Source organism: Nocardioides sp., from assembly GCF_047602075.1.
In the GTDB taxonomy this organism is placed as follows: domain Bacteria; phylum Actinomycetota; class Actinomycetes; order Propionibacteriales; family Nocardioidaceae; genus Nocardioides.
On record NZ_JASGIF010000002.1, the window covers coordinates 151,265 to 171,549 of the forward strand.

Genomic DNA, 20,285 nt, shown 5'->3' on the forward strand with positions numbered 1-20,285 from the left:
TCGAATCATCGCTCCAGACCACCAGTCGAGGCCCCACCGAGGAGTTTGCCGTGTCCAAGCCGAAGGCCAAGCGTCAGGAGTACGCCGACCCCATGGGCGGCCCGCTCTTCACGCCGCGCTTCTTGCTGACGCTGGTGCTGATGGTGCTCGGCATCGCCTGGATCATCTACTACTACGTCGTGGTGCGGGTGGACACGACAGTGGCCAAGCCCGGCAAGCCCGGTGGGCCGGCATTCATGGCCGACCTCGGGGAGTGGAACTACCTGATCGGCTTCGGCCTGCTCTTTCTCGGCCTACTGCTCGCCGCCCACCCGGCCACTCCCCTCGGCCGCGGCCGCGGGGTCGTGGTCGGCATGCTGGGCTGCTTCCTGCTCGGCCTGCTCTGGATCTGCACCTTCTACGTGATCAGCAACGACGTCAGTGTGCTGCCGGTGATGAACGACCTGGGTCAGAAGAACCTCATCGTCGGCATCGCCTTCATGGCCGTCGGATTCGCCTTCGCCACCCGCTGGGAGTAGCCGCCTCCAAAGGGGGGCCCCCGCGAATCCACAGTTGTGGACCGATCTGTGGAGAACTACATCGGTGTAGTTCTCGGCGGAACCAGGCTCACCCGGTCAGCACAGCGGTGCGGGCGACGATCACCGCGAGCAGCACGAGCACGACCAGGCCGACCCCGATGCTCTGCCACAGCGTGCGCCGCTGCCGCGGGGCGTAGATCATGATCGCGCCGACCACGGCGCCGCCGAGGAAGCCGCCGAGGTGGCCCTGCCAGGACAGATAGCCGGCGCCGACCACGGTGATCATGAAGTTGATGCCGATCCAGCCGAGGATGGACGAGACGTTGCCACGGACCTTGATCGCGACGAGGAGCAGCGCGCCCATCAGGCCGAACAGGGCACCCGAGGCGCCGACCGTCAACGAGTGCGGGTCGGCCAGCACGTAGACCAGCGTGGAGCCGGCTAGTCCCGCCACCAGATAGAGGGTCAGGAACCGGATCCGGCCGAAGGCGATCTCGAGCTGCGGGCCGAGCACCCACAGCGCCAGCATGTTGAAGCCGATATGCCAGACCTCGACCTGGGTGAAGGCACTGGTGATCAGCTGCCACCAGGCGCCGCCGGACACTCCGTGGACCAGCACGACGTCGTTGTTGTCGAGGCGGAAGAGCGTGTCGGCGGGCAGCAGCGCGAGCCGGCGCACCCAGGTCGAGTTGCCGCCGCCGGTCAGCATGATGAGCACCCAGACCAGGGCGTTGATCCCGATCAGGGTCACCGACACCGCGCCGGGGTTGCTGCTCAGCCGACCGCCGTACGCCGTTCGCCCCTGCCGGGTCGCCTTGGCCCCTTCGGCGACGCACGAGGGGCATTGGAAGCCGACGGCGGCGTCACGCATGCAGTCCGGGCAGATCGGTCGACCGCAGCGTTGGCAGTTGATGTAGGTCTCCCGCTCGGGATGCCGATAGCAGGTCGGCACTCCGGGGCCGGGCGCCGCGGATGGCGGGGTCGGCTCAGACATCGGGCGAGGACAGTCAGCCGCGATCGATCTCGACGCGCTCGATCACCACCGGCTCGACGGGCCGGTCCATCGCGCCGGTGGGAGAGGTCGCGATCGCGTCCACGACGTCGCGGGAGGCCTGGTCGGCGACCTCTCCGAAGATGGTGTGCTTGAAGTTGAGCCACGTGGTGGCGCCGACGGTGATGAAGAACTGCGAGCCGTTGGTGCCGGGGCCGGCGTTGGCCATCGCCAGCAGGTAGGGCTTGTCGAAGACGAGCTCAGGGTGAGGCTCGTCCTTGAAGGTGTAGCCAGGTCCGCCGGTGCCGGTGCCGAGCGGGCAGCCGCCCTGGATCATGAACCCGTCGATGACCCGGTGGAAGCCGAGACCGTCGTAGTAGCGCACGCCCGACCGGCCGGCGTCGTCGCGGTAGTCCTTGGTGCCCTCGGCGAGGCCGACGAAGTTCTCCACGGTCATCGGGGCGTGGTCGGGGAAGAGGTTGACGACGATGTCACCTCGGTTGGTCTTCAAGGTGGCCTTCAGGTCGGACATGGATGCCTCTCGCTTCGACAGTGCGTGCCGACGCTCATCCTGTCACGGGGCGCCCAACGGCGGCGTACCGCCGCCTCCCTACGGGTCGAGGCCCGGCGCGACGGCCTGGGTCGACCACGTAGAGTCGGTGCATGGCGCTCACCATCGACAAGTCCCTGCTGGACCAGACCAAGGAGAAGGCACAGGGGGCCGTCCCCGTGGTCGAGTCGGCGCTCGACACCCTGATCGATGCCGCCAAGGAAGGCATCGAGGCCGCGAAGGGGGCGGCCAAGGACGTCGCCGCCGCCTCCCAGGCCAAGGTGAGTGAGGTGGCCGAGGCCAGCCCATCGGAACTGTACGGCGGCCACGACGATGCCGAGGGATCCGGCGGCGGGCGCTGGTTCAAGCGGCTGCTGGTGCTCGGGCTGCTCGCTGCCATCGGCGGGATCATCTTCAAGCGGATGCGCGACAGTCAGCAGGCCGCTGACAACTGGCAGTCCGCCTACGTCCCGCCACCGCCGCCCGTCGCCGACGGCGAGGTCGGCGCCGCACCTGACGACGCCGCGGCCGAGCCGCACGAGCCGACCACCCCAGATGCGCCCGTCGAGGTGGTCGAGGTCGCCGACGAGGAGACCGCGAAGGAGTCGTAGGGTCGGTTCAGCCCGATTTCTTCGCTTCCTCGGGCCGATTCTCCTCGATCCAGGCGTCGATCTGCTCCCACCAGCCGTAGAGCCAGTCGATGCGGGCCTCTCGGTCGGCCGGGATCTCTTCGCGTTGCACTCTCCACCACCGCATGGTGATCTGCTTGTCCATCGGCAGCTCGCGCCAGATGTCCCCGATCGCGTTGAGGTGGTCCAAGCCGGTGTGCGCCACCATCGCTACGTCGGCGTCGGGAGCGGCGTCGAGCGCCGCCAGCACGCCGCCGGGTCGGGGGGCCAACAGGTGGGTCATGGCCTCGGCCCGATCAGCCATCTTCTCCAGGCCCAGCTTGCGCAACCGTGCGATGCCTCGTTCCCGGCGCTTGGGGGTGAAGTTGCCGCCCTCGGGGAAGATCACGAAGGCGTCGTTCTCGTCGAGCCCGGCGGCCAGCTCCCGGATCTGGCTCTCCACGTCCTCCCCGGGCCTCGGATTCGGTCTGATGAATCGCGCCGGCAGCCGATGCAAGACGATGTCGAACATCGGGTCCCAGGCCAGGGTGTACTTGAGCACGATGCGTGGCTCGCGCTGGAAGGTGTTCATCAGGGACCCGACCAGGATGAAGGAGTCGCCGGGCCCCGCATGCCGACTGCACACGATCAGCGGCTTGCTCGGCCGGGCTTCTGGGGCAGGCCCACTGATCACGATCGCGGTGTTCAAGACGCGCTGACCCTCCCGGAAGAGCACCCACAGCATGCCCTGCAGCAGGTCGTAGTGGATGCCCTGGAAGTACGGCGTCTTGACCAGCCGGCCGAACCCCGAGGAGATCCACAGCCCGAACATGACGACGAGCAGGAGGCTCTCGCCGGTCGCATAGACCATCACCATCCAGAGCACCCGCAGCGGACGCCAGTGCCCGGGCAGCCGGGGCGAGACGGCGGCCGCGATCAGCAGCCACAGCGGCGCGGTCACCCAGGCCAGGGCGGTGAGGACGATGATCAGCGGAGCTAGCACCACCCGGCGCAGCAGGCTGGCCATCAGGACTCCTCGCGGTCGACAGCGGGGCGGTCGATCCCGTCCACCCAGTCGTCAAGGTAGGCCACGACGGCGTCGTACGTCGCGTCCATCCGGCGTTGCACCGTGGAGAAGTCGCGATAGGCGAACACGGAGTCATCCTTGGCCGACGTCCCGGCCGTCGGCAAGACATGGGCCTCCACGTCTGCCGGGATCTCCGCCATCTCGCGGGCGAACCGGTGCCGCCGGGCGATCTCGAAGGAGACCCTGGCCACCTCCCACGGCCGGGTGGGCGGCTTCAGGGGTCGATCGATTCGACCCACCTGGAGCACGAAGATGCGGTCCGCGCCGAGCTGAACCGCGCGCCCGACCGGGATGGAGTTGACGATGCCGCCGTCGAGATAGTGCTCGCCGCCCACCTCCGCGGGCGGCAGCAGTCCCGGCACCGCGGCGCTCGCGATGACCGCATCGACGACCGAGCCGTTGCTGAACCAGTGCTCGGCTGCCCGTTCGATGCTGGCCGCGCAGACCTGGAAGCGAACCGGCAGCTCCTCGAAGGTCAGATCACCGATCTCGTCTCGGAGTCGCTGCTTCAGCGGCTCGGCCGAGTAGATGTGCGTCCTGGTCGACACCGCTCGACGCATCGTGCGCAACGGCCGGTCGCCGTACACGTCGCCGGTCTCGGCCGCGGCCTGCCAGAGCCCGACGAGCCGCTCGACAACGCCCAGGTGCGGGTCGCTCGCGACCATCGCGCCGTTCAGCGCACCGACGCTGGTGCCCAGCACGAGATCGGGCCGGATGTCACGCTCGAGCAGGGCCCGCAGCATGCCGACCTCTACCGCGCCGAGCACGCCGCCGCCGCCGAGCACGAACGCCGTCACCATGGGGTGATCCTCGCACCTCGCCGCGCGCTCATCTGGGGGAGACGAGCTCGGGGTGCTCGACTCGGAACCGCTGCGTCACCTTGTGCTCGACCCAGAAGATCAGCAGCGGGATCAGTCCCGCGGCCAGGGCGACGATGGTGAACAGCGGCGTCCAGCCAGCGCGGCGCGACAGCAGAAATGCCACCACGACATAGGCCATGAAGACCCACCCGTGTGCCACCCACAAGAAGCTGGCCTGCTCACCGAACCGCTGCAGGCTGCTGCCTTCCGTGGCGAGGTACTTCGAAGGCAGCGCCACCAAGGAGCAGAAGGCCAGCAGCACGCCGACCACGATCGCCAGCACTCGGTAGGCGTTGAACAGACTCTTCACGTGCCCAACTTAGAGGAGGCCCGGGCAGCGGGTGCGAGCGAGTCGGCCAGGTAGCGCCACCAGACGAAGACGGCGAAGCCACCGAACACCCACCATTGCAAGGCATAGAGCAGATTGCGCAGGGCCGTGAATCGAGCCACGTCGGGCTGTTGGTCCGGGTGTGCCGGCTGCAGCCCCTCGGTGCCGGGGTTCTCCGCACGGTCACCGACCGGCCAGTCCCCTGGTGCAGCGCGGTCGGCGACGATCACGTAGGCGCCGTAGAGGTCCTGGTCGACGTGCTGGATCGCGTCGGCGATGCGCAGCTGCGGCAGCACGTCGTCGGTCGGGTCGTCGTCGGTGACTCCGGTGGCACCCTCGGGCGGCTGCAACCATCCGACCAGCTCGGCCGAGCCTCGCGGCGGAGCCGGGGCATCGTCGGGGTCGTCGGTCCAGCCGCGGACGACGAGCATGGCCGAGCCGGTGGTGTCACCTGCCGTCACGGTGTCGTCGATGGTGAGCGGTGTCACCGCCCAGTAGCCGTCCCGGCCGTCGTCGTCACGACCGGCGATGTAGAGGGTGCTCTGGGGCACCCAGGTGCCGCTCAGCACCACCGGCTGGCCCACCAGCTTGCCGGGGAACGGGTCGTCGGGGCCCATCGCCTCGGTCAGCGGGATCGGTGCCACCGTGGTCAGGTCCACTGCGGCCGCTGCCCGCCGAGCCTCCCAGGCGTGGTACTGCCACAGCCCCAGCAGTCCCGCGACCACCAGCGCCGCCGCCAGCGCAACGTGGGCGGGCCAGAACCGCGGCGCCAGAGCACGGGTCACGGCGCGGCTGGACACACGTCGAGGGTACGGCGTCTGGTCCAGGGCAGAGAACCGCCGGTCAGCCGAGGAGGTCCGCCGCGACCGAGAAGCCCGGCAACAAGGCACGGGTGCGGGTCACCAGCTGGAGGTCACCTGTCTTCGGGTCCCAGCCAACGAACCTGATGCTGGCGTCGCGACCTTGGTGGTCGCGCTCCCGGAAATCCGTCACGGAGTCCTCCCGATCAGGTCCAGCAGCTCGGGTGCACCCCTTCCCTTGTGAGATGAACGCTTCCACGACCTCGGCGGGTTGGCACCACGTCGGGACTACTCGACAGCAGCCCGGACAGTGGCGGCGATGATCGGGCGTGGGTCGAAGTCGGGCTGTCCCCTGAGCACTTGCAGGAACAGCCCCTCGAAGCAGGTCGCAACGAGTTGTACGGCGAGGTCCGGGTCGGCGGCGCCGACGGCAACGAAGGCAGACCGGATCGGCTCGACGACCCTCACCCGACCTCGGCTCAGGGCCAACCGCACCGCCTCGTCGTGGCCAGCTTCGACGAACAACGTCAACCGGGCCGCGGTCTGGGTGCGCAGCGGCCCGGTCAGGTGGTCGAACAGCGCTGTGAGCGATTCGGCCAGCTCGTCCGGTGAGGTGGTCACTAGCCACTCCGAGAGAGCGGGCAGCTCGGTGGCGACCATCTGCTCGGTGATGCCCACGAGGAGCGCACCGCGGGTGCGGAAGGCGTTCGAGGTGGAGCCGCCAGGGAGTCCTGCGCGCTCGTCCACATGGCGGTGGGTCAGCGCGCGAACGCCTTCGGTGGCGAGAATCTCGATCGCTGCACTCAGCGCACGCTCGCGATTCGATGCCACCCCACCACTCTAACTACATTCGTAGTTCCGCCAATACTACATCTGTAGTAGCGTCGGGGCATGTCGGTCACTGCGCTGGCCACGGTCGATCTCGTGCTCCTACTGCTCGCCGCCGCGCTCGGCCTCGCCTCGTTGCGCGCCTGGGCGCGCCACCGCGCCTCCGGCTTCCCCGTCGCGAAGATCAGTGCCCACCTCACCCTTCAGATCATCAGCGTCGGGATCTGGGCGGCGTTCGCCATCACCGGTGAGTTGCCGATCGCCTGGGTCGCCTTCGCCGTCATCACCGTGGGGCAGGTGTTCGGCGACCTGTTGATGTTCGCCTCCTACCGCGCCCGGCATCCCGCCGCTGCTGGTTCGAACTACCGCGCCGTGAGCGGCGACGTACTCAGCTTCAGACGTCCGGTCCCGGCGCTCCATGCGCTGACCGGCGCACTCGCCTGGTTCGGCATGCTGGGCATCTGCCTCCTCGCCACTGCGGGCGCCTAGCCTGAAGCTCGTCGAGCGGCTTGCTCGACGGGCCGCTGCGTGCGTATCGGTCGTGGCGAGCGGGTCCATGCGGATGGTCTGGACCCACAGCAGCGGAAGGTCGCGGAGGCAATCGTCGGCAACGCGCAACTACTCGTCGTCGAGGGGGCCGCCGACGAGCCGACAATCGCACCTGCCCAGCACGCGCTGCGGTGGGTCGCGGACAATCTCCCGGCGCTCTGGGGCTGAGCCCTTCGCGTCAGGCGACACATATGACCGACGATTGCATATCTATGGTAGATCGCGGTATGTCGTCTTGCGACGACCATAACTATGCATAACTATGGTGCCGTGACTCCCGACGAACTGACCCAGGTGATCGCGAATGGCGAATCTCTGACCGTCGAGTTCAAGCGCGCGACCCAAGGTGCGATCAACGACAACGCCTTGGTCGAGGCCGTCACCTGTATGGCGAACGGACAGGGAGGACTGCTCCTCCTCGGGGTCGACGACGACGGCACTGTCACCGGAATGGCGCCCCGCCACGGAGCGACCACCGACCCCCACCTTCTCCAGGCGATGATCCTCAATAGGACGGACATCCCCGTCGCCACCAGCGTCGAGGTCGTCCACATCGATTCGCTGCCCGTCGCCGTGATCGATGTTCCGAAGATGCTCGCTCCAGTCGGCACCAAGACGGGGAAGTACCTGCGTCGCTCGCTGAAGGTCGACGGTACGCCCGAGTGCGTCCCGTACCCGCTTCACGAGATGCTCTCCGTCGGGCTGACGGCACAAGGCCGCGACTACGCCGCCACTCCCGCGCGCGGCGCGAGCCTGCAGGACCTCGACGTCGACGAGTTCCATCGGTTCCGACGCATGTGCGCCACGGGGAAGGGCGACCGCACCCTGGCAGAGCTCGCCGACGAGGAGATCCTTCGCAGCCTGAGACTCGTCCTCCCCGAGCACGGGAACTCGCTGACGCTTGGAGCGGTCCTGCTGTTCGGGACCCCAGACGTGATCGCGCGCACTGTGCCGACCGCCGAGGCCGTCTTCCAGGAGTTCAAGGGGGGCACGATCGCTACCAACGAGACCATCAGGCTCCCGCTGTTCAGAGCAGCCGGTCGTCTCTTCGAGCTCATCGACACCAGGAACTCCGAACAGGAACTGCTCATCGGACTGCATCGCATCGGAATCCCCCGCGTGCCGCCCGGGACGATCCGAGAGTCGATCGCAAATGCGCTGGTGCACCGCGACTACTCCGAGGTCGGCCCGATCACGGTGCAGCTCACCGACGAGCAGTTCCGAGTCAAGAGCCCAGGCGGGTTCCCGGCCGGGATCACGCTTCAGAACTTCCTCGACGACTCCAAGCCTCGCAGCGCGATCCTCGCCGAAGCGTTCAAGCGCGCCGGCATCGTCGATCGCGCGGGTCGAGGCATCCGCGAGATGTGCGGCCAACTGCTGCGAGCAGGGCGAGGCGTCCCTGACTACTCCGCGACCAACAACAGCGCCGTCATCGTGCAGATCACGACCAGCGATGCCGACCTCGAAATGGTTCGCTTCGTGGTTGAGTACGAGGACGCGAACGGGCGGACCCTTCAGCTTCCTCAGCTGCAGATCCTGCACGAGATCAAGGCGATGGGGCCCGAGACGACGAGCGAACTCGTCGAGGCCACCCACGAGTCAGACTCCGTCGTACGCACCCACCTCGCCCGCCTGACAGAAATGGGCCTGATCGAGTCCCGAGGCAACGGCCGGAGCCGTCGACATCACCTGACAGCTGCCTTCTTCCGTCTGGCCCAATCGAGCGCGTACGTCCGGCTGCAGGACACCGACCCGATCCAGCAGGACCACATGATCCTGGCGTTCGTCGATCAGTTCGGCAGCATCACTCGCAGCAAAGCGGCCGAACTCTGTCATTTGACTCCTGGCCAAGCTCGCGTCGCCCTCAAGAGGCTGACAGATGCCGGCGAACTCCAGATGCTCGGCGAGCGACGAGGTGCTCACTACGTCCGCAGGGACGCACTCTGACGCGGACCGGGAGGTCGTCGCAGAACTCGCTCGCCCGACACCGCGGCCCATGCGATCCTGGCTGGCCAGCAACAGCGGAAGGATAGGAGCGATGAGCACCGTCGCGCTCGCCGGCGACTGGCACGGCAACACGCGCTGGGCCCGCGCGCGCATCGCCGAGGTCGCCGCCAACGGCGTCGGGATCTGGGTGACCCCCGGCAACCACGAGGACTGGGGCAGCCTGACCCGGCTCTGGGCGCAGCGCGAGCACAGCGCCCGGCCGCTGCACGTCTCGAAGCACATCGCGATCCCGCCGCGCGGTCACCGTTTCACCCTCGAGGGACGCAGCTTCGTCTCGCTCGGCGGTGCACCGTCGGTCGACCTTGAGTACCGCACCCGTAACCAGGACGGGTGGGCCGAGCATGCCCTGGCCTACGCGCGCCGGCGCGGAGCTGATGCACGACGCGTTCCTCGGCGTACGCCCCCGTCTCTTCGCCCACGGGCACTACCACGTCATCGACGAGACGACCGCCGACCTGCCCGACGCGACGTACGAGACCCGGATCTGGTCGCTCAACTGCGACGGCGTCGACGGCAACCTCCGCTACCTCGACCTTGCAACCCTGGACGACCCCGCTCGTGAGCGCTTCCCAACCCGATAGGCCGCGATCCGTGCAAGCAGTGTCTGCACGATCAGTGACACGGGCCTCCACCGAGACGCCAATCGTCCAGACAACGCCTGGACAATTCCATGCAGCGCGGGCCAGCTCCGCGCATCCCCACGGCCTCCCGCCAGTTTGCCCGTCAATCTGGCATAGATCTGGCATAGCTGGACCGGAGGACGGTCCGACGACAACCGCTGTCGGCCGTCGAACGACGCCGCGATCCTGCTCTGGCCGGACAGCATCAGGGCCCTCATCCGTTGCCGGATGAGGGCCCTGATGCGAAAACGTGGGCCTCCGGGCGTGCTTCTCAAACCCTCGAAAGGCGGTTGGTTCGCTCATGCGGTGCCTCCCCGCGGTGTTCACCGGGCCCTCGGCCCCCTCCCCGAGCACTGGACGGCTGGGGTTGGCGAGCCCGAGAGTCGAGAATTCGTGTCAGTGTCAAACCCGTTTGACTGCCTCGAATCGAGGTCCGGATCGGTGAGGATCCAGATGTCAGTCGTCGCCTTCGGAGGGCAGTTCTCGCCGTGTGAGGCGCTCGCGGGCGCCGCGGAGCATGACTTGGAGGCGCTGTTCGAGTTCATGCTTGGGCGGCAGGGCTGTCCAGTACTCCGCGACGACGATGCCGTCCTTGTGCATCTCCAACAGTTCGATCTGCTCCCGGCTGGCCTCGGCGCACAGGATCAGCCCGATCGGCGTCTCCTCGCCATCGTGGCGCTCGTGTCGGTTGAGCCACTTCAGGTAGAGCTTCATCTGGCCCTCGTCCCTGGCGTCGAACTCGCCGATCTTCAATTCGACGGCGACCAGCCGCTTCAGCGGCCGGTGGTACAGGAGTAGGTCGAGGTGGAAGTCCTTGCCGTCGATGACCATCCGCTTCTGACGCTCCACGAAGGTGAAGCCGGTGCCGACCTCCAGCAGGAATGCCTCCAGGTCTCGCAGGATCGCCGCTTCCAGGTCCGCTTCGAGGTAGCCGTCATGGAGGCCTAGGAAGTCGAGCAGGTAGGGGTCGCTGAAGGTATCGGCCGGGACCATCGACCCCGGACCGAGCTGGGAGTCGGCGATCTCCCGACGCTCGTATGCCTTGCGCCCGATCGCGCTCTTGAGCTCCCTGACCGTGAGCCGACCGGCGGCGACATGGCTGGCGTAGAACTTCCGCGCTTCGTCGGACTTCAGTGGCAAGAGAGCCACGATGTGCGTCCAGCTCAATTTCGTGTGCCAGCGACGCAACAATCTCAGAGTCGGGGAACTGACGAGCGAACTTGACCATCCGGCTGAGGTTCGGGCGGTCGAAGCCTCGCCCGAACCGCTCGGTCAATTCGTGTGCCAGCGACACAAGAATCTGAGACCCGTAGTCGGCCCTCTCACCGCGCAGCACCTCGGTGTCGATCAGCGATCCGATCTGCCAATAGGTCATCGTCAAGGTCGCGTTGGCGTAGGAGGCAACCTGCTCACGAGCTTGGTCGATGAGGGACGACACCCGCTCGACCAATTCGACATCCCCGGTCGGCGGCACGCCGATCGCCCGACGGCGCACCGAGCTGCTGCCGTCCTCCGGAGTTGACACGCTGGGATCATTCACACCCCAAGCCTCCCAGGGACCACCGACAGGCCGGGGGACGAAATGTCCATTCGCGCTGCTCGGACCGGCCCGGCAGGGCCTGCAGCGCATCGCGGTCCACCGTCAGCGCCAGATCGTGGAATCTGGGCGTCAAACCGGAAATGTCGTCAGTTTGAACAACGACGTTCTGGTGGAGCATAGGAGACTCGAACTCCTGACATCTGCCTTGCAAAGGCAGCGCTCTACCAACTGAGCTAATGCCCCCTGTTGAATTATCCAGCGCCCTGCTTGCAAAGCAGGTGCGCTACCAATTGCGCCATGGCCCCGTGCGGGCGCGGTGCGCCCCCGGCGCCGCGAACGCCGGTCAGCCGCTGAGGAGGCTCAGTCCTTGGAGACGTTGTCGGTGGCTTCGGCCCAGAGCGCCTGCTCGGACTTGCCCTCGCTCATCTTCTTCTTGATGAACGCAGCTCCGACGGCGGCGGCTAGGACCAGCAGGACCTTCTTCATGGACTTCCCCTCCGTGCATGGCGGTACGCCTTGCGGCGGTGCACGAACCTCAGGGGAGGTCCGGCCATCACAGAAGCATATCAGCGCGCCGCAGGCCCCCTCGCAGACCTCGGCGCTGCAGCCAACAACGGGATGGGGCTGGCACCGTTCGGCGCAAAACGCGCGGCCCTACTGCCACAGACGTCGTGCCGGACACCTAGCAGTCTTCCGCCTGGGTATTGCCGATCGGCTGGAACTTTGCGGATTGTTCGACGTGATTGAAGATCTGGGACGCAATCGGGGTGCGCATCTCCTCGGCCAAGTGACCGAGCAGGCCAGCGCATCGTGCTAAAAGGACGACGCCTCGCAGCATCTCCTGTGGGATGTCGAGGTCGGAGAGCACCGCGCCGCAGGCGCCGGCACCATTGAGTGGGAGATTCTTGCCCAGCACACCGGGAGCAACGCGCCCGATCGCGGCGAACAATGCAAGCCTCGGGCCGAAGGTGTCGTTCTCGCGCGCGAGCTCAAGGAGACGGGAGACGCGGGGATCGCCGTTCTTGTGCAGGTGGTGGCCGAGTCCGGGAACGAAGCCGCCCTCATCACGCCGCCGTTCGATCGCCTTGACCGCGAGGGCGTCCCATTCGGCGTCGTTGGTGGGCATTTCACCCTTGACGCTGGCGACTGCCTGGTTGAGGAAGCGACCGGTGTCCTCGCTGACGCCGAGGAACCGAGATCCACCGCCGAGCAGGCCCGAAGCGAGGGCGCCCTGGATGGCGTCGGGGGCGCTGAGCCAGGTCAGCCGGGCGGCGATGGCGGTCGGGGTGAAGCCGTGGTCGGCGAGTGCGACGAGGACAGCATTGAACATGACGGCCTGGCCAGCGGTCGGTTCGCGGAGAGTAATGAGCCGGTAGGCGAGTTCGCCGAATCCCACGTGCCCGATGAGCTCCTGGGATAGGTCTTGCCCGAACAGGCTGATGCTCTCGACGGTGGAGACCCCGAGGGAGGTCGGGTAGCCGTCGTTCATGCTTGCCTCCGATGGTTGGGCGACCCGAGCACGGCCCAATCTGGCGCCGTGAGGGTCCGGCCATCATCGCTGAGCCACGCGCGGATCTCGTCCCCGTCGGCGTCGGTGACTGGCGGCGGGAGGTCGTAGCGGGCGGGGGAGCGGGAGAACCCGATGGGGTTGCGGACGGTTGGAATGCCGTCGATCTCCACGACCGGCTCAAGGCCCAGTCGATCGGCGAGCTCGACACCGCCGCGAATATCGTTGATAGGCCCACACGGGACACCCTCGGCGGTGATGAGGGCGAACCACTCCTCGGCGGACTTGGCGGAGAGAAGTTCGAGCAGCAGGGGTCGAAGTTCCTCGCGGTTGTCGTTGCGACTGCCGACGGTGGCGAACCGCTCGTCGTCGGCCAATTCGGGGGCGCCCAGAACCTCCACGAGCTTGCGGTACTGACCGTCGTTGCCGGCGATCACGATGAGTTCTCCATCTCCGGTTGCCAGCGGCTCGTAGGGAAACAAGCTGAGATGGGCGTTGCCCATCCGGCCGGGAACGACGTCGCCGGCAACGTAGGCCTCGGTCTGGTTGACCAAGGACGACATCGCGGACGAGAGCAGGTTGGTCTCGATGTGCTGCCCCTCGCCGGTCTCGGACAGGTGGCGCAGTGCGGCGAGGATGCCGATGACGGAGTGGAGTCCGGTCATCACGTCGAATACCGAGATTCCGGCGCGGTAAGGCGGCCCGCTCGGGTCGCCGGTGAGGCTCATCAACCCTGAGACCGCCTGCACCAGCAGGTCGTAGCCGGGGAGATCCTTGCCGCCCTTGGCGCCGAAGCCACTGATGGAGCAGTAGATGCTGCGCGGGTTGCGGGCGGCGACAGAATCGTAGTCCAGGGTGAAGCGAGCTAGGCCTCCGGGCTTGAAGTTCTGGATGAAAATGTCGGCGCGCTCGGAGAGAGCGTGGGCGACTTGGAGGTCGTCGGGGTCTTTCAGGTCCAGGGCGATGGACCGCTTGTTGCGGTTAACGGCAAGGTAGTAGGTCCCGATGCCGTCGCGGACTGGCGGGACCCATTGCCGGGTGTCATCGCCGGCGTGGCTTTCGACCTTGATGACCTCGGCTCCCATGTCCGCCATCAGCATGGTCGCGTAGGGACCCGCAAGGATGCGGGAGAAGTCCGCGACGACCAGGCCGTGTAGCGGTCCGGGTTGAGCGACACTGGTGTCGGTCGTCGGCGCGCTTGGCGTACCAACGTGGGTGCGTGGGGTGGACATCGGTCCTTCCATCGATCGGGTATGCCGGCAGGCTGGGAGTCCGGCGGTGCGGAGGCGGACGGGTCAGGTGGCGATATCGGGGTACGGCATCTGAAAGTGCGACAGCCGCTGGGCATACTCTCGTTGGAACCCCAGTGGCTCATGGTCGCGCTCGAACATCGCGATGAAGAGTGTCAGCGTGAGGAAGGGGTGAGCGCCGAGCGCGAAGAGTTGCACGTAGTCGTGCATAGCGAGCGCTTCGCGCTCGATGTCGTCGAGTTTCAGCCAAGTGCTGCGTTCCTCGCTGATGCAGTTGAGGATGCGGTTGGCCTCTTCGGCCTCCCACCACTCGACGGTGGCGCGTGGCTCGTCGCGATACCGCTCGACGAGTCCGGGGTCGCGGTCAATGGTGAACAGGAACTTGTTCAGCAGGTACTTGCTCACGCCAGTCTCCCTTCGGGGTACCAGGTGAAGTAGGCCTCCATGGTGTGGAAGAGGTCGAGGGTGTCGACGTAGTCGGCCTTCACGTTCTCACCAGCCACGCCCATCATCAGCATAAAGTCCATGAAGCCGTGGGTGGCGTTGCCGGGGAGGTGGAGGCTGTCCAGGCTCACCTGGGATAGGCAGCCGTCGAAGTCTCCGTTGGCGATCCAGTCCACGGCACGGCGGTCGAACTCCGGGTCGGGGCCGTGCTCACCGAACTGGCGCGGGCCACCGAGTTCGAGGGAGAGGTGCCCAGTGCCGATGATCGCGACGCGGAGGTTCTCGGGCCAGGAGTCGATGATCTCGCGGATGGTCTGACCGAGCTGGATGAACCGTTTCGGCTGCGGTAGCGGAGGAGCGAAGATGTTGGTGTAGATCGGCACGATCGGCAGGTCGGCTTGGGGCCGCAGCGTGATGATCGGGCAGGTGATCGAGTGATCGATGCGCAGCTCGTCGCTGAAGGCGAGGTCGAAGCCAGAGTCCAGGCCCTTGCGCAGCAGGTGTGCCGAGAGTTCCCGCTGGCCGGCCAAGGCCATCTTCGGTAGTCCGAACTCGCGTTCCTCGTTGTACCAGTTGGCGTCGTAGAAGGGCGCCTTGCCGACGAGGAACTGCGGCATGTTGTCCAGCCACAGCTGGTGGAAGTGGTCGCTGCCGACCATCACCAGCACGTCGGGCTCGGCCTTGGTGAGGGTCTCCCGGAACGCCTCGATCTTCGCGACCCACTCGTCAGCGAACGGAGGCCGGTCCGCGCCGGTGGAGGTGCTGGCGCGGTAGTAGAAAGGGTGGTGGGTGGATGCGATGACCGCACAAACGGTTGCCATGTCAGTGTTCGTCTCTTCCGTCTAGCGAGAACCGTGGGGGTAAGGAGGGACTCTGGAGTGAGGGCTGGGTGCACCTTGTTGGTGCGGTGGCCACGCGCTGTGGCTGGGCACCAATCTCTTGTGTTCAGGTGGTGTTCGCGTGTAGTACGGCGCGGCGCCGCAGCAGTAGGGGTGCGGCAGCGAGACCTCCGACCACGACTGCGGTCAGGGCCAGAGCCGGGGTCGGGCGCGTTGCGTCGAGCAGCCAGTGGTCGAGGCTATAACTGCCGGGGCCAGTGAACACGATGACGATTGCAGCACCTGCATACAGGAGCGGCACTTCGAAGCCGCCCATGTGAGCCCACACGCCCTTGCCGGCGTTGGGTGCGCATGCGACGAGCATCGTGCCGATCAGGACCACGCATCCAGCGACAGTGAGGAGTCCGAGCGCGAGCGAGGCAGCCGCGGTGAGCTCGGAGGATCCGGCCATGACCGCCATGAGTGGTCCGGGCCGGAAGCCCCACGTCTCGAACATCGCCCCAGTCCCGGCTGGGCCGGCGCCGCTGAACCAACCGAACAGCTTCTGTGTGGCGTGACCGACCAGCAGCACCGCAACACCGACCCGCAACAACAGAAGCCCCACGTCGACGCCGGTCAGAGCCGTGGTGAAGAAGCCGTCAGCCATCTCGGGTCCGTTCAGCCCTCGACCAGAGGGGTTGCGAGCAGCCGGTCGCGCGACTTCTCCGCCATGGCACGGATGCCGTCCAGGTCGGGGTGAGTGAGCTTGCCGTTCCACTTCGCAGCCTTGCCGGCGACCAGGACGGTTTCGACGTTGCCTGGGTGTCCGGCTCCCACGATGGACGCAGCGATATCGGCGCTGGGGACGGTAGTGAACTGGTCGAGACGGAACACGACGAGGTCCGCGTCCTTGCCCACGGTCAGGCTGCCGGTGCGGTCGTCGAGACCGGAGGCCTTGGCGCCAGCGATGGTGGCGAATTCAAGCAGATCGCGTGGGGTGAAGGTCGGCAGGTCGACGTACTCCTCCGGCAGCAGGCTCACACCGAGTTGGTGGGCCGATAGGGCGGCGCGCATGACGTTGAACATGTCGCCCGCGACAGTGGCCTCGGTGTCGACGCTCAGCGACGGGCGGATGCCGAACTTGAGCAGTCGGCCGGTGGCCGGTGCACCGAGGCCGGGCAGGACTGCCTCGATGGCAGCGGACACCGAGGCGCCGGCACCGCAATCGGCGAGCATCTTGAGCTCCTCGTCGTCGGAGGTGCAGCAGTGGATGAACATCAGGTCGTCACCCAGCAGGCCAGCGTCGCCGAGTGAACCGATGCCGCGAAACTGCGGTCCCCAGGGTCCATTGCCGACGTGCATGCTCGAGCGGATGCCGAGGTCGCGGGCCAGCGCGATGTCAGCGGCGCTGACCTCGGTGGTGGACAGCTCGGGGCCGCGGAGCATGGCCTGGAGGGTGACCCGGGCGCTGTCGTCGGTCAGGAGCTGTTCACGGACGCGTCGGATGTCCTCGGGGTGGGTGGCTTCGCCGCGCAGCATCCACTTGTTGGAGTCGATGGAGGGCCAACCGTAGGCGAACACACCTCGGATGCCGGAGTCCTGCAGCGCCGCGATGGCCTGGTCGGTGTGGGCCGGGCTGTTCTGGATGTGCGATTCGTCGCGCAGGGTCGTGATGCCGGCGTCGAGAGCGCCTAGGGCACCGATCGTGTTGCCGATGTAGACGTCTTCGGGCGTGTACTCCGGTCCCCAGGTGACCTGAATGTGTTGGCGGTAGGCGCCGAAGTCCCAGCCAATGCCGGTCTGACGTACCGCACCCTGCCAGGTGTGGCGGTGGGTATCGATGAAGCCGGGTAGGACGGCTCGGTCGGTGCCGTCAATGACGGTGACTTCCCCGTCTGCGGACAGACTCGCGCCAATCTCAGCGATCTTGCCGTCGCGGACGAGAAGGTCACCGACCAGCTCGCCGCACACGGGGTCCTGGGTGAGCAGGTGGGCACCCTTGATGAGGATGTCGCCGGCGGGGGCTTGGGGGGCGGTGGTCACGATATTCTCCTGGTTCTCCTGGTGGGGGTTTCGTTGAGGTCGAGCGTGTCGGTGAGTCGGTCGGCGAACCAATCGCTGACGCGGGTGTGCTTGTCGTGGGAGTGGTTGTAGATGCAGTGGTCTCCGTCGGGCCACTCGAGAAACGTCTTGTCGGTGCTGGCGGCGCGCCCGTGCAGGGCACGGGCGTTCTCGACAAGGAAGACCTGGTCCGGCGTCCCGTGCAGGATCAGGAGGGGACAGGTCAGGTTTGCGAACTGCTCGTCGGTCAGGACGTAGGTGCCCATCTCTGCGATGGCCTTGTCGGCGTCGTTGACGCCGAGCAGAAGCTGGACCTTGGTGACGAAACGAGGGAACCTGTCGAGGACCTCCGCGGGGCGGCCGGTGCCCCCGTTGACGCAGCAGGCCTCGATTCGACCGTCGGACGCGGCGACGCTGGCCGCCATGAAACCGCCCATGGAGTTTCCCCAGATGCCCACTCGACCGTTCAAGCGGTCGTCGGCGACCAGATAGTCGATGACGGCCGAGAATGCGGCGGGGAAGTCGTGGTCCAAGACGAGACCACCGAAAAGCCGGCTCTCGCCCTGGCCCGGACCGTCGACCAGGAAGGTGGCGACACCTCGGTCGCGCAGGTAGGTGGCGCCGACGTGATACTCCTCGCGCCACCCGTCGAAGCCGCCCATCACGATCACTAGCGACCAGCGGTTCGTTGGGCCAGCGCAGCCGGGGAGCGCTAGCCAACCCGACAAGGTGCCACCACGGTGTGGGATGTCGAGATGCTCGAAGGGCGGCTCGAACAAGTCGCCGGCCTTGCCGTAGGCATCGACCATCTTGGCGAACATCTCGTGCTTGCGTGGGCCGTCGGCCAGGATGGCCTGTCCGACCCGGTAGCAGCACGAGGCTGCCAGATACCACGACCGGGCACTGAGCGAGTGGCCGGCCGTGGCCTCTCGCTCAGCGCGATCGATGTTGCGGTTGCCCAGGTTCTCAGCCGCCTCGTCCCACGGCGTACCCGAGTCCACGCCGGCGTAGAGCGCAACGACATCGGCGTAGTCCATGCCGTTGCCGGTCAGGCGCTGCAGCGGCATCGCGCGCTTGTGCGCTTCGGCTGCGGCCTTCGATAGCGGTGGCTGCTCGGTCACTGCTTCCAGTCTCCTCGGGGTGCCTACTGGGTCGTGACGCCCGGTGTTGGCGAGGTTGTCAGGCGACCACGGCCTCCGGCGGGGCGTCGATGCTGGACCGCAGGTCAGCCACGATCGCGTTGACGTCGTCACCGTCGGCCGCAGAGCCGTACAGGTAGAAGTCCGGTCGAGCAAGCACAGCCACACGGCCGTGCTCGGCGAACCACGTGGCGTAGGTTCCGTCAACGTCTACGACCGGGCTGCCGCTCGAGGCCTCTGCGACGACGGCCACCGTAGCTCCGATGCTGACGAGGAACGCATGGTTGGACTCGTCCAAAGCGTCGATGACCGACTGTTCAGTCGCGATGAGCTGGAACCCGCGGCCAACGACCTCATCGAAGAGGCCCCGCTGATGGTTGACCTCGACCCGACCCTGGATTGCGGGAACTCCGGCAAGCGGGTCACCCTTGCGGGAGAACGCGACGGGACCCGGCGGGATGATCGGAGGCGGCATCAGGGTCGGGTCCGCCAAGGCGGCCTTGAGGAAGCCGTCACGCTGCGCGGCCGCTTCGGGATCGGTGATGATGCAGGGCAGGCCGATCTCGCGGGACAGGTCGATCCAGCCTTGCATGTTCGGCTTGCGGTCGTCTTCGTAGCTGTCCAGGACGCGGCTGTCGGCAAGACCGCGCAGCACCAGGTCGAGGCGCCAGGTGAGGGCGGACGCGTCGCGCATCCCGTTGCACATCCCCTCGCCGGCGTACGGCCACGTGTTGTGGGCGGAGTCGCCGACCAGGAAGATGCGGTCACGGCGCCACTCGTCCGCCATGAACTCGCGGAACTGATAGACCGGGTAGCGCAACACCTCGACGTCCTCCGGCGTCACCCATGGCTGGAGCAGCTCCCAGACACGGGTGAGGGTGAAGTCCTCAGGCTTTTCGCCAGGCAGAAGGGTGAACTCCCAGCGGCGGTGCGTCTTACCGAGCTGAAAGAGGCAGCCGGGACGCTCCGGGTCGGCGAACTGACCGTTGTCGAACTCGAACGACACCGCTCGCTTCTGCAGGGTATCGATGACCAACTGGAACGGGCCTTCGTGGCCCGGAGTAATGGCGATGCCTAGCTGCTCGCGGACGAAGCTGTTGGCACCGTCGGCGGCAACTGCGTACTGCGCGCGGACAGTGCGTTCCTCGCCGCTGTTGCGGTTGCGGTACCGGACCTCTACGCCGTCGGCGTCCTGGTCGATCGCAACGACCTCGTGGTCCATGTGAACCTCGACATTGTCGAGCTCGCGGATGCGGTGGTTCAGGGCGAGCTCAAGGTTGTTCTGGTAGAAGATCCAGTGACCGCGGTGGCCGTTAGGGCCGACCTGCGACCAGTCGAGGCTGAGCAACAAGTCGCCGCCGAAGGCCTTGTTGCGCATGTCGTAGAGCTCCCACGCGACAGCGTCCTCGCGGAATTCTTCGCCGGCACCGACCCGGTCCAGGGTGCGCATGATCTCGTCATCGATGTGCCCGGCCCGAGACAGGCCATAGAGCTGGGGGTGTCGCTCAAGCGCGATCACACGGTGACCGGCCTGGCCGAGTTGAAGGCTGGCCATCTGTCCACAGGGGCCGTAGCCGATCACCACGACGTCGTACTGGTCCATGACTCTCTCCTTGATTCGGACAACTGTCTGCCTAGCGGATACGCGCGTCGTCGACGACTCTCTGTGACGAGCGCCACCCCGGTCAAGGGCTCGCGACCAGCCGGTCCAGAAAAATAGACAATTGTCCGTACCGCGGACATCGCGTAGACTCCGGTGTCGGCGAGAGGAGCTGGACCC

General features: G+C 66.8%; 24 protein-coding genes, 2 tRNA genes and 1 pseudogene. 6 read left to right on the forward strand and 21 right to left on the reverse strand.

All coding sequences use genetic code 11. From position 1 onward, the window contains the following. The first annotated feature begins 50 nt into the window (after nucleotides 1-50). On the forward strand, nucleotides 51-518 hold the full coding sequence (locus tag QM714_RS13420; protein ID WP_415101385.1) for a cell division protein CrgA: 468 nt from the start codon (nucleotides 51-53) through the stop codon (nucleotides 516-518). Nucleotides 519-606: 88 nt separating this feature from the next. Here QM714_RS13420 and QM714_RS13425 read toward each other — a convergent pair whose 3' ends face one another. Together QM714_RS13425 and QM714_RS13430 are read right to left on the reverse strand one after the other, a co-directional pair. Next, nucleotides 607-1,512 (reverse strand): rhomboid family intramembrane serine protease, encoded by a 906-nt coding sequence (locus tag QM714_RS13425; RefSeq protein WP_415101387.1) that lies wholly within the window; start codon nucleotides 1,510-1,512, stop codon nucleotides 607-609. A 13-nt stretch (nucleotides 1,513-1,525) separates the two neighbouring features. Then, the gene (locus tag QM714_RS13430) at nucleotides 1,526-2,041 is read right to left on the reverse strand and encodes a peptidylprolyl isomerase (protein WP_415101389.1); all 516 of its coding nucleotides are present in this window, start codon (nucleotides 2,039-2,041) and stop codon (nucleotides 1,526-1,528) included. 131 nt (nucleotides 2,042-2,172) lie between these two features. Here QM714_RS13430 and QM714_RS13435 point away from each other — a divergent pair, with 131 nt between their 5' ends. Continuing rightward, nucleotides 2,173-2,670 (forward strand): hypothetical protein, encoded by a 498-nt coding sequence (locus QM714_RS13435; RefSeq protein WP_415101391.1) that lies wholly within the window; start codon nucleotides 2,173-2,175, stop codon nucleotides 2,668-2,670. A 7-nt stretch (nucleotides 2,671-2,677) separates the two neighbouring features. Here QM714_RS13435 and QM714_RS13440 read toward each other — a convergent pair whose 3' ends face one another. The 6 genes from QM714_RS13440 to QM714_RS13465 all read right to left on the reverse strand — a co-directional run bounded on the left by QM714_RS13440 (nucleotide 2,678) and on the right by QM714_RS13465 (nucleotide 6,573). Continuing rightward, the gene (locus QM714_RS13440; protein ID WP_415101393.1) at nucleotides 2,678-3,694 is read right to left on the reverse strand and encodes a 1-acyl-sn-glycerol-3-phosphate acyltransferase; all 1,017 of its coding nucleotides are present in this window, start codon (nucleotides 3,692-3,694) and stop codon (nucleotides 2,678-2,680) included. Continuing rightward, on the reverse strand, nucleotides 3,694-4,554 hold the full coding sequence (locus tag QM714_RS13445) for a patatin-like phospholipase family protein (protein WP_415101395.1): 861 nt from the start codon (nucleotides 4,552-4,554) through the stop codon (nucleotides 3,694-3,696). Before QM714_RS13445 ends, QM714_RS13440 begins: the two co-directional genes overlap by 1 nt. 28 nt (nucleotides 4,555-4,582) lie before the next feature. Beyond that, a complete protein-coding gene (locus tag QM714_RS13450) occupies nucleotides 4,583-4,924 on the reverse strand; it encodes a DUF3817 domain-containing protein (protein ID WP_415101397.1) in 342 nt (113 codons plus the stop codon). Continuing rightward, nucleotides 4,921-5,742 (reverse strand): SURF1 family protein, encoded by an 822-nt coding sequence (locus tag QM714_RS13455; protein ID WP_415101399.1) that lies wholly within the window; start codon nucleotides 5,740-5,742, stop codon nucleotides 4,921-4,923. The genes QM714_RS13450 and QM714_RS13455 overlap by 4 nt, the downstream gene beginning before the upstream one ends. Before the next feature lie 43 nt (nucleotides 5,743-5,785). Continuing rightward, nucleotides 5,786-5,935, reverse strand: a complete 150-nt coding sequence (locus QM714_RS13460; protein ID WP_415101401.1) for a hypothetical protein — start codon at nucleotides 5,933-5,935, stop codon at nucleotides 5,786-5,788. Nucleotides 5,936-6,030: 95 nt separating this feature from the next. Continuing rightward, entirely contained in the window at nucleotides 6,031-6,573 is a 543-nt protein-coding gene (locus QM714_RS13465; protein WP_415101403.1) for a TetR/AcrR family transcriptional regulator, read from the reverse strand. Between the two features lie 60 nt (nucleotides 6,574-6,633). On the opposite strand from QM714_RS13465, the gene QM714_RS13470 reads away from it, so the two are divergent. From QM714_RS13470 to QM714_RS13485, 4 genes are all read left to right on the forward strand, one after another. Further along, a complete protein-coding gene (locus QM714_RS13470; RefSeq protein ID WP_415101405.1) occupies nucleotides 6,634-7,059 on the forward strand; it encodes a hypothetical protein in 426 nt (141 codons plus the stop codon). A gap of 39 nt (nucleotides 7,060-7,098) precedes the next feature. Then, a complete protein-coding gene (locus tag QM714_RS13475) occupies nucleotides 7,099-7,287 on the forward strand; it encodes a hypothetical protein (protein ID WP_415101407.1) in 189 nt (62 codons plus the stop codon). Between the two features lie 102 nt (nucleotides 7,288-7,389). Next, a complete protein-coding gene (locus QM714_RS13480) occupies nucleotides 7,390-9,066 on the forward strand; it encodes an RNA-binding domain-containing protein (protein ID WP_415101409.1) in 1,677 nt (558 codons plus the stop codon). A 401-nt stretch (nucleotides 9,067-9,467) separates the two neighbouring features. Next, on the forward strand, nucleotides 9,468-9,707 hold the full coding sequence (locus tag QM714_RS13485) for a hypothetical protein (protein WP_415101411.1): 240 nt from the start codon (nucleotides 9,468-9,470) through the stop codon (nucleotides 9,705-9,707). Between the two features lie 495 nt (nucleotides 9,708-10,202). Here the strand turns inward: QM714_RS13485 and QM714_RS13490 are convergent, their stop codons facing one another. From QM714_RS13490 to QM714_RS13550, 13 genes and pseudogenes are all read right to left on the reverse strand, one after another. Further along, entirely contained in the window at nucleotides 10,203-10,895 is a 693-nt protein-coding gene (locus QM714_RS13490; RefSeq protein WP_415103027.1) for a PDDEXK nuclease domain-containing protein, read from the reverse strand. Between the two features lie 73 nt (nucleotides 10,896-10,968). Continuing rightward, nucleotides 10,969-11,376: pseudogene (locus tag QM714_RS13495) on the reverse strand (DUF1016 N-terminal domain-containing protein); the annotation flags it as partial. Nucleotides 11,377-11,453: 77 nt separating this feature from the next. Next, nucleotides 11,454-11,529: transfer RNA gene (locus QM714_RS13500), tRNA-Ala, on the reverse strand. After that, nucleotides 11,524-11,588 (reverse strand) — tRNA-Ala (locus QM714_RS13505). The genes QM714_RS13500 and QM714_RS13505 overlap by 6 nt, the downstream gene beginning before the upstream one ends. A 58-nt stretch (nucleotides 11,589-11,646) precedes the next feature. Next, nucleotides 11,647-11,772 carry a DLW-39 family protein gene (locus tag QM714_RS13510; protein ID WP_415101413.1) on the reverse strand — a complete coding sequence of 42 codons (126 nt, stop codon included), beginning with the start codon at nucleotides 11,770-11,772 and terminating at the stop codon, nucleotides 11,647-11,649. A 196-nt stretch (nucleotides 11,773-11,968) separates the two neighbouring features. Beyond that, nucleotides 11,969-12,775 carry a citryl-CoA lyase gene (locus tag QM714_RS13515; RefSeq protein WP_415101415.1) on the reverse strand — a complete coding sequence of 269 codons (807 nt, stop codon included), beginning with the start codon at nucleotides 12,773-12,775 and terminating at the stop codon, nucleotides 11,969-11,971. After that, nucleotides 12,772-14,025 (reverse strand): CaiB/BaiF CoA transferase family protein, encoded by a 1,254-nt coding sequence (locus QM714_RS13520; RefSeq protein WP_415101417.1) that lies wholly within the window; start codon nucleotides 14,023-14,025, stop codon nucleotides 12,772-12,774. The genes QM714_RS13515 and QM714_RS13520 overlap by 4 nt, the downstream gene beginning before the upstream one ends. Nucleotides 14,026-14,088: 63 nt before the next feature. Further along, complete coding sequence (locus tag QM714_RS13525) at nucleotides 14,089-14,448, reverse strand: hypothetical protein (protein ID WP_415101419.1); 360 nt, start codon at nucleotides 14,446-14,448, stop codon at nucleotides 14,089-14,091. Continuing rightward, nucleotides 14,445-15,308, reverse strand: a complete 864-nt coding sequence (locus QM714_RS13530) for a hypothetical protein (protein WP_415101421.1) — start codon at nucleotides 15,306-15,308, stop codon at nucleotides 14,445-14,447. Before QM714_RS13530 ends, QM714_RS13525 begins: the two co-directional genes overlap by 4 nt. Nucleotides 15,309-15,432: 124 nt before the next feature. Next, entirely contained in the window at nucleotides 15,433-15,972 is a 540-nt protein-coding gene (locus QM714_RS13535; protein WP_415101423.1) for a DoxX family protein, read from the reverse strand. An 11-nt stretch (nucleotides 15,973-15,983) separates the two neighbouring features. Then, nucleotides 15,984-17,348, reverse strand: coding sequence for an amidohydrolase family protein (locus tag QM714_RS13540; protein WP_415101425.1), 1,365 nt, complete (start codon nucleotides 17,346-17,348; stop codon nucleotides 15,984-15,986). Further along, entirely contained in the window at nucleotides 17,345-18,487 is a 1,143-nt protein-coding gene (locus QM714_RS13545) for an alpha/beta hydrolase family protein (RefSeq protein ID WP_415101427.1), read from the reverse strand. Before QM714_RS13545 ends, QM714_RS13540 begins: the two co-directional genes overlap by 4 nt. Nucleotides 18,488-18,545: 58 nt before the next feature. Then, nucleotides 18,546-20,108: a bifunctional 3-(3-hydroxy-phenyl)propionate/3-hydroxycinnamic acid hydroxylase gene (locus QM714_RS13550; RefSeq protein WP_415101429.1), complete on the reverse strand. Its 1,563-nt coding sequence runs from the start codon at nucleotides 20,106-20,108 to the stop codon at nucleotides 18,546-18,548. Between the last annotated feature and the right edge of the window lie 177 nt (nucleotides 20,109-20,285).

Bases quoted from the DNA above. Each gene is read 5' to 3' on its own strand.
- QM714_RS13510 (WP_415101413.1), bottom strand. From the start codon at position 11,772: ATGAAGAAGGTCCTGCTGGTCCTAGCCGCCGCCGTCGGAGCTGCGTTC.
- QM714_RS13515 (WP_415101415.1), bottom strand. From the start codon at position 12,775: ATGAACGACGGCTACCCGACCTCCCTCGGGGTCTCCACCGTCGAGAGC.
- QM714_RS13535 (WP_415101423.1), bottom strand. From the start codon at position 15,972: ATGGCTGACGGCTTCTTCACCACGGCTCTGACCGGCGTCGACGTGGGG.
- QM714_RS13435 (WP_415101391.1), top strand. From the start codon at position 2,173: ATGGCGCTCACCATCGACAAGTCCCTGCTGGACCAGACCAAGGAGAAG.
- QM714_RS13550 (WP_415101429.1), bottom strand. From the start codon at position 20,108: ATGGACCAGTACGACGTCGTGGTGATCGGCTACGGCCCCTGTGGACAG.
- QM714_RS13470 (WP_415101405.1), top strand. From the start codon at position 6,634: ATGTCGGTCACTGCGCTGGCCACGGTCGATCTCGTGCTCCTACTGCTC.
- QM714_RS13430 (WP_415101389.1), bottom strand. From the start codon at position 2,041: ATGTCCGACCTGAAGGCCACCTTGAAGACCAACCGAGGTGACATCGTC.
- QM714_RS13530 (WP_415101421.1), bottom strand. From the start codon at position 15,308: ATGGCAACCGTTTGTGCGGTCATCGCATCCACCCACCACCCTTTCTAC.
- QM714_RS13445 (WP_415101395.1), bottom strand. From the start codon at position 4,554: ATGGTGACGGCGTTCGTGCTCGGCGGCGGCGGCGTGCTCGGCGCGGTA.
- QM714_RS13440 (WP_415101393.1), bottom strand. From the start codon at position 3,694: ATGGCCAGCCTGCTGCGCCGGGTGGTGCTAGCTCCGCTGATCATCGTC.
- QM714_RS13485 (WP_415101411.1), top strand. From the start codon at position 9,468: ATGCCCTGGCCTACGCGCGCCGGCGCGGAGCTGATGCACGACGCGTTC.
- QM714_RS13520 (WP_415101417.1), bottom strand. From the start codon at position 14,025: ATGTCCACCCCACGCACCCACGTTGGTACGCCAAGCGCGCCGACGACC.
- QM714_RS13425 (WP_415101387.1), bottom strand. From the start codon at position 1,512: ATGTCTGAGCCGACCCCGCCATCCGCGGCGCCCGGCCCCGGAGTGCCG.